Source organism: Gottfriedia luciferensis, assembly GCF_002156865.1.
Classification (GTDB): domain Bacteria; phylum Bacillota; class Bacilli; order Bacillales; family Bacillaceae_G; genus Gottfriedia; species Gottfriedia luciferensis.
The window spans coordinates 1-7506 of record NZ_NCTA01000076.1 but is presented as its reverse complement, the minus strand read 5'-3'; the positions used below and the strand labels follow the sequence as shown (position 1 = coordinate 7506).

General features: G+C 31.9%; 6 protein-coding genes. 4 read left to right on the top strand and 2 right to left on the bottom strand.

Annotated features, from left to right (window positions below; translation table 11 throughout):
• Positions 1–315: 315 nt before the first annotated feature.
• The 3 genes from B7R67_RS21600 to B7R67_RS21590 are packed head-to-tail and all read left to right on the top strand — an operon-like array spanning position 316 to position 4289.
• Complete coding sequence (locus B7R67_RS21600) at positions 316–2055, top strand: ABC transporter ATP-binding protein (RefSeq protein WP_088073059.1); 1740 nt, start codon at positions 316–318, stop codon at positions 2053–2055.
• Entirely contained in the window at positions 2055–3824 is a 1770-nt protein-coding gene (locus B7R67_RS21595; RefSeq protein WP_088073058.1) for an ABC transporter ATP-binding protein, read from the top strand. The genes B7R67_RS21600 and B7R67_RS21595 overlap by 1 nt, the downstream gene beginning before the upstream one ends.
• Before the next feature lie 27 nt (positions 3825–3851).
• Complete coding sequence (locus B7R67_RS21590; protein ID WP_088073057.1) at positions 3852–4289, top strand: GNAT family N-acetyltransferase; 438 nt, start codon at positions 3852–3854, stop codon at positions 4287–4289.
• 74 nt (positions 4290–4363) lie between these two features.
• Here the strand turns inward: B7R67_RS21590 and B7R67_RS21585 are convergent, their stop codons facing one another.
• A complete protein-coding gene (locus tag B7R67_RS21585; RefSeq protein WP_088073056.1) occupies positions 4364–4990 on the bottom strand; it encodes an NUDIX hydrolase in 627 nt (208 codons plus the stop codon).
• Positions 4991–5355: 365 nt separating this feature from the next.
• Between B7R67_RS21585 and murI the strand changes: the two genes are divergently transcribed.
• Positions 5356–6129 (top strand): glutamate racemase, encoded by a 774-nt coding sequence (murI, locus tag B7R67_RS21580; RefSeq protein WP_088073055.1) that lies wholly within the window; start codon positions 5356–5358, stop codon positions 6127–6129.
• A gap of 529 nt (positions 6130–6658) precedes the next feature.
• On the opposite strand, the gene B7R67_RS21575 is transcribed toward murI, so the two are convergent.
• Entirely contained in the window at positions 6659–6874 is a 216-nt protein-coding gene (locus B7R67_RS21575) for a hypothetical protein (RefSeq protein WP_088073054.1), read from the bottom strand.
• Between the last annotated feature and the right edge of the window lie 632 nt (positions 6875–7506).

Here is a 7506-nt window from a genome sequence, read left to right as displayed (position 1 = left end):
TGAAAATCAGATATATTGGACTTTGTCTACACACTGAATCTACGACTTTTGTTGTAGATTTTTTTTATTGATTTAATACGAATTGTGTACATTCATTCAACCGATTTATTGAAGAAATGAAACTGATTAACAAGTAGAATGGTTAAGGGATAGGAAGAAAATTTGCAAACCGAGATTCAGCATTACGGTGATTTTTAGAAGGCTTAAAAATCACTTTATAATGACGAGAATGTGTTGAATCTGTTTTTCTTTTATTTAAAATAATGAAAATAGTAAGAAAATAATGTAAAATGTTACAAGTTAGGGGGAAAATAAATGAAAGTATTAATCGAAACAGTAAATCACTTTAAACCTTATTGGAAAGTTTTACTCCTTGCTTTTGTATGTTCATTAATTGCTGGGGCATTTGCTATTATTCCACCAATATTGACAGGAAAATTAGTTGATGAGTTAATTGGGAACTCAAATTCTAAAATTCTTTTTTATTTAATTTTTGGAATTATGCTTTCTTTCCTATTTAAAGTTATCTTTGAGTCATTACAAGAATTTATTCAAGTGAGAATAGGTTTAGATGTTATAACGGATATGCAATTACGTGCATTTAAAAAGCTTCAAAAAGCACCTATGACTTTTTTTTCAACTACACCTCGTGGAGATATGTTATTTCGATTAACTCACGATGTTGAGTCTGTTCAAAATCTAAATAATACGGTGATCCCAAGATTTATACAACAAGTTGTTGCAGCGATAGCGGCTTTTATAGCAGTGTTCCCACTGTATTGGCCAGCTGCAGTAATCATGCTGATCGTCTTTGTGATTTATTTAGTACCTTCCTTTATGATTGGAAAAAAGGTGCGAAAAATGGGGGCTATTGCCCGTGATATGAGTGCAGATTTATATAATCATACACAAGAGAGTATTGAATCTGTTCGTTTAGTTCGAACATTTCAAACGCAAGAAAAAGAGAATAATAAATTAGAAGATAAGCTTTCCGTTTGGAAAAGGTTTGCAATTCGCTTAGCTTTGTTTGGAAAGTTTAATTGGCGTTTAGGAAATGTTTTTAATAATGGCGCACCTGGCGTCATTATGTTAATTGGTGGCTATTCCGTATGGCAACACGAAATTTCGATTGGTACTTTAATTGCCGTTTTAGGGTTTATTCCAACGATGTTTATGCCCGTTCGTTCCCTTGCAGAAAATGCTTTAACAATTCAACAAGCAATTCCCGCTTTACAACGTATCTATGAGTATTTTGACCTACCATCAGAGCAACCAGATCACTTACCGAAATTTAGCGATGTAAAAGGGAATATTGAAGTTAAAAATGTACGATTTACTTACCCAAATGCAACTGAAGAAGTATTAAAGGATATTTCTTTTTCCATTAAAGCAGGGCAACATATTGGAATCGTTGGTTCTAGTGGTGGAGGAAAAAGTACGTTAATTCAATTATTACTAGGTTTATATCAACCCTCTTCGGGTTCTATTTCTGTTGATACAAAAGATTTATCAACTCACGACTATCAATCATTACGCCAGCATATTGGTGTTGTTTCTCAGGAAACATTCCTATTAAATAGTACATTAAGACAAAATTTATTATATGCAAAACCAAATGCTACAGAGGAAGAGCTAAGATTAGCTGTTGAAGCAGCAGACTTGTCCGATTTGGTTGATTCATTACAAGAGGGATTTGAAACAATTGTTGGTGAGAGAGGGTTAAAATTATCAGGGGGACAAAGGCAACGTGTAGCTTTAGCAAGAGCAATTCTTCGTCATCCACCTGTCTTAATCTTTGATGAAGCAACCTCCTCATTAGATGGAGAAACAGAGGAAAAAGTACAAACTTCACTTGAGAAATTGATTCCAGGTCGAACGACAATTACGATTGCACATAGACTTGTTACGGTAAAGGATGCAGATTGTATACTTTTATTAGACAAAGGAATGATTGCAGAGCAAGGTACACACGAAGAATTACTATCACAAAAAGGGCAGTATTATCAATTATATATGGCACAATACAGTGAGCTAGAGAAGGAGAGTGCTGTATAATGCAGAAAAATAATAAAAAAATAGGTGATGGGAAAAGGGTCATCAACTTTTTAAAACCTCATAAAAAATGGGTTTTTGCTGATTCGTTCGTCATTGCTTTAAGTCAAGTTTGTGCAGCATTAATTCCTACTTTAGGTACTGGATGGTTAATTGATCATATCATACCAAATCATGACAATGCTTTATTATGGGGATTAATGTGGTTACTTGTTATTGCAGCAATTCTTGATTTGATTTTAATGGTAATTGACGAGTATTTCTGTCACCATGTTGCCAAATCAGTCACTAATTGGCAAAAATTACGCTTATTTAGGCATTTACAAATTTTACCGTATTCATATTTTCACCAGTCAAAATCTGGAGAATTATTAGCACGTGTTTCAGATGATCCAGATACACTTCATAATTTTTTAGCGTGGGAAGGCTCAACTTTTATGGCCTCTGTACAAGGGGTGTTTATTTACAGTATTGTCCTACTATGGATTAATCCATATTTAATGGTTACAAGTGTACTGTTAGGTATCCTATTTTATTGGACATCAAACAAAGTAGGGGCTCGTACAAGGATTGCATCTGCTAAAGCTAGAACGGAAGCTTCGCGTTATTTAGAAAGATTACGAGAATCCGTAACAGGTATTCAACTTTCGAGAATTCTTGGTGCTACAGATTATGAGATACAAAGTGTGGCAGATATTCGAAAATCGTTTATGAAAGAATCGATGATTGAACTAAAAGCAAGAATGCAATCAATCGTTGTAATTGGTAGCTATAATGGATTTGCCCTTGCTGCAGTATACTTTATTAGTGTTTTACTAATCTCGAATCATCAAATTTCAAGTGGTCAAATGTATACAGCAGGTGGCCTTGTAACAATTGCAGCTAATGAAATTCAAAGAATGCTAAGAAACTGGTTATCTGTTAGAAGAACTGGGCCAGCACTAGATCGTTCGGAAAAACTATTGGCAGAAGAAGTTTCTCAATTTGAAGTACAAGAAGGAACAAAACTAGATTTTGTTAATGGTTTAATTGAATTTAAAGATGTTAAATTTGCATATCCATCAAAAGAAGAATTTGTATTAAATGGTTTATCATTTCATGTAAAACCTGGAGAAGCGGTCGCAGTAGTCGGACCAAGTGGTGCAGGGAAATCTACAATTGTAGATTTATTATTAGGCTTCTATCCTTTAAATAGTGGAACAATTGAAATTGATGGATTACCAATTGAACAAGCAAATGCAAAATGGATCAGAGATTCAATCTCATTTGTTTCTCAAGATGTGCAGCTTCGAAATGGAAGTCTAGCAGATAATATTCGCATAGGAAATGAATTAGCGACAAATGAAGAAATGATTCAAGCTTTAAAAGATAGTGGATTATCAGACTACCTAAATTCTTTACCTAATGGGCTAGATTCATCAATAGGTGAGCGGGGCGCACTTTTATCAGGTGGTCAAAAACAAAGATTATCTTTAGCAAGAGCATTAGTTAAAAATTCACCAATCCTTATTTTAGACGAAGCTAGTTCAGCGCTAGATCCAATTACAGAATTACAAATTAACGAAGCAATTCAAAAGCGAAAATCAAAACAATCAGTCATTGTTATTTCACATAGACTATCGACAGTCTTAACAGCGGATCGAATCGTCGTCCTAGAAAACGGGAAAATGGTTGAAGAAGGTACGCATCATACTTTATTAGAAAAAGATGGTGTGTATTCAAGATTATTTAAACGAGAAGCTGATACTGGAGAAAATGTAATTAGTGTTTAGTAATAAAAAATTTAAGGAGTGGTAAAAATGGCTAGTCATATTGCGATAAAGCATTATGAGTCATATGAAGAATTAAAAAAAGGCTTTGAAGTATTAAAACAACTTCGCACTCACTTAAATGAAGAGTCATACTTCAATTTATACGAAGACATGAAAAAAGAAGGATACCAATTAATTGGATTAGAAGTGCAAGGTGTAACAGTTGCAGTGGCAGGTTTTAGTATTCTAACAAATTTTTATAATGGAAAACATCTATTTGTATATGATTTAGTGACGGATGAAATGAAACGTTCAAATGGTTATGGTGAAAAGTTATTAAACTATCTGTCTGAATATGGGAAAAGAAAAGGATGCCGGTTAGTAACACTGCAGTCTGGAGTACAAAGAATAAATGCACATCGTTTTTATGAAGATAAGATGGCATATAAAAAACTCTCTTATTCATTTAGTAAAACAATTGAATAATCATTTTAACCCACTAGGTGATTTGTTTTCCTAGTGGGTTTTATTTTTAACTTCATCATTTATTTTAAGTGAACTTACTTTGAAAGATGGTTTTTTATTAATTCAGCAACCTCAACAATATATGTATTTTCGTGAGATACAAAATGATTTTTATTTACAGATTTTATAATGAGTAGTTCTTCACCTGCTTCTGTTATTTGAAATCCTTCAACATCGATTGTTTCAATTAATCCGTTTGCAAATTCATAAAATTGATCAAAATCAGCTCTAACAATACCTGATACTTCTTCTTTTTGGAGGTTGAAATTTGAAAATAAATCGTACCTTTTTAGTAAAAAGACATGACTTAATTCATTGTCAATCATCGATTCTTGGATGATTGAATTTTTTATATTGCCCAAGGAAATAACTTCTTCCATCTTGACTTCAATGCCAAGCTCTTCTTTAACTTCTCTTAAACCATCTTCAACTGTTTCATTTGCTAAAATATGACCAGCAGCAGTAATATCTAGTAAATTAGGATAGTCCTTTTTTAGATGGCTACGGATTTGAAAATAAATTGACGGTCGATTGTTTTCAATGCTAAGTAACCAACAATGAAAAGTTTCATGCCAGTATCCTTTTTTATGTACTTCGTTTCTTAAAGCTTCACCTATATGTTGACCGGATTCATCAAAAATTTTAAGTATTTCATCTTGCATGATTTTACCCACCTTAATTTTAAAATAGTATCTAATTTCTATATTATAGTAATATTTTTAATGGGAATGAAATGATTTTTAATTTGCTTATCTACTTTAAAAGGTGGAAACTAAAATATAGAACTACGATAGGAGGAACTATGTTGATAAGGTAGCTTTTCGGATCGATGTAAATGAAAGGATAAAAGTATTTCTTACGAATTGCTCAATCTTAAGAAAACTATTTTCTGAAAAATTTACATTCGTACATAATTAGGTTAACTTAGTATTATATATTTGTGAAAAACTTGTCTAACTAGCATGATGAGTTTATTTGTAGACAGTTTCACAAACTTCATTAAATTAAAATTATTAGGTGAATTAAAATGAGAATAGCTTTTTTTGACTCAGGAATTGGTGGGTTAACTGTCTTAAATGAGGCACTGAAAAAATTACCAAATGAAGAATTTTTATATTTTGCAGATACACTTCATGTACCTTATGGAACTAAGTCGAAGGAAGAAGTTAGTGCATTTGTAAAAATGTCAGTAGAAATGATTATTAAAGAAGAGGTCAAAGCACTTGTCATTGCATGTAATACTGCAACTAGTATTGCTGTAAATGAATTGAGGGAAATGTATGATTTTCCGATTATTGGTATGGAGCCAGCCGTAAAACCAGCTGTTGAAATGAACAGAACAACAGGAAAGAGAGTATTAGTGTTTGCTACACCGTTAACTTTAAAGCAAACTAAATACAATGAATTAATTTCAAGAGTGGACGACCTAAGTATTGTAGATTCATTGCCACTACCAGAGCTTGTTCATTATTGTGAGGAATTAAATTTTGATGAAGATTTAATGATTGATTATTTTAAAAGTAAGCTTTCATCATTTAATATTGAACAATATGGGACAATTGTTTTAGGATGTACACATTATCCGTTTTATAAAAACGTATTAAAAAAGATTTTACCAGAAGATGTTCAAATTGTTGATGGTAGTAATGGGACAGTTAAAAGATTAATCCATTTACTTGATGAAAATGATCAATTAATTGAAACTGGACAGTCATCCGTTAAATTTATGTGTTCAAACAATGATCAACAATATATCGAAAAGTCTAAGCAGGCATTAAAAATTTTACAAAACCAAAAATAGTAGAAGTTAGTAATTCAAAAACTATTACTTCACGTACAAATTGATTAATAAAAAGTACTCGTAAAGTGGTTATTCTATCTGTTTTATATGAATACACATTTTTATGACTAGACAGATTGGAACGAAAGGGTGCTCGACTCCTGTGGGAGATGCGGGAAGGCTAAAGACCCCGCAGGCTAGCCGAGGAGGCTCAGCTCACGCCCCACGGAAAGCGAGCACCCTGTAGTGGAAATCAACCAACTGGTTACTCAAAACAACAAAGAGAAATGAATAATAGACTTTTTCTTTTTTCAACAAAATGAAGATAAGCTTTAATGAGCTTATCTTTTTTTATTTGCATTCTTTTTAATTAGTTTCAAAAGTTGCCTATACTTACTAAATTCCTAAAACAGGATTCCATTTCATCCAATAGTCTAATTAGTCATTAAGTTTTAAATGATTATAGAAAAGCCATAAGTTCATCATAGGAATTAATCTCTATTTAAGAGGTAGAATATTTGATGGTTGGACTATTAATTGTCAGTAACTGTCACGATAATAAAAAATGAACTAAAAAAAGTAATAGGATAAAAATAATATACTTACGAATAGATTGAAGCGTATTTTTTTCTAAGCAAATTAAGGCAACTAAAGTATAAATGCAAATTAAAGCAAAGAACATATTTTCTGATAGTTGTAGGAAAAATTGCAAAACAGTAAGTAAGATAATAACTTTTAAATGGAATTCATCATTTTTATAGTTCATCAATTAAACTCCAAGTGAAAAGATTTGTAATCTAACTATATTAAAAGCTTAATTGAAATAGTACAAACTAATGTTTGTTGATTATTTTGTCAGTTTTTTCAATATCAGTCTGAAAATCTTATTTATGGACTTTGTTTAAACACTAAAAGGTGCCTAATGATAGGCACCTTCAGAGTGATGAAATATATGTCGGTCAATATGAAAAAAGGTCATTAAGTGAACATTTTTGAAAAAAAAGTTAGTATTTTTGACCATCTATTTATGAATAGAATAATCTGTTTTGAGCATTTTTTTCATTAGTTAAAATATTAAATACTAATTTTTAGAAAAAAGAATTGTTCTAAGTAAAGGATATTTAGATAGTTTCTTAATGATTACTTATCTTGATGAATGAGTTGATTGGAACGAAAGGATGCTTGACTCCTATGGGAAATGCGGAAAGGCTGAGACCCCGCAGGCTTGCCGAGGAGGCTCAGGTTTCGCCCCATGGAAAGCGAGCATCCTGTAGTGGAAATGAACATCACTCAACTTCCTTTACGAAAATTTGAAAGTTATTTGACAAGATTATTTTTCAAAAGCTTAAAGGTGCCTATTTCAGGCACCTTTTTTTTATTTTTTTAATTTTAAAACAA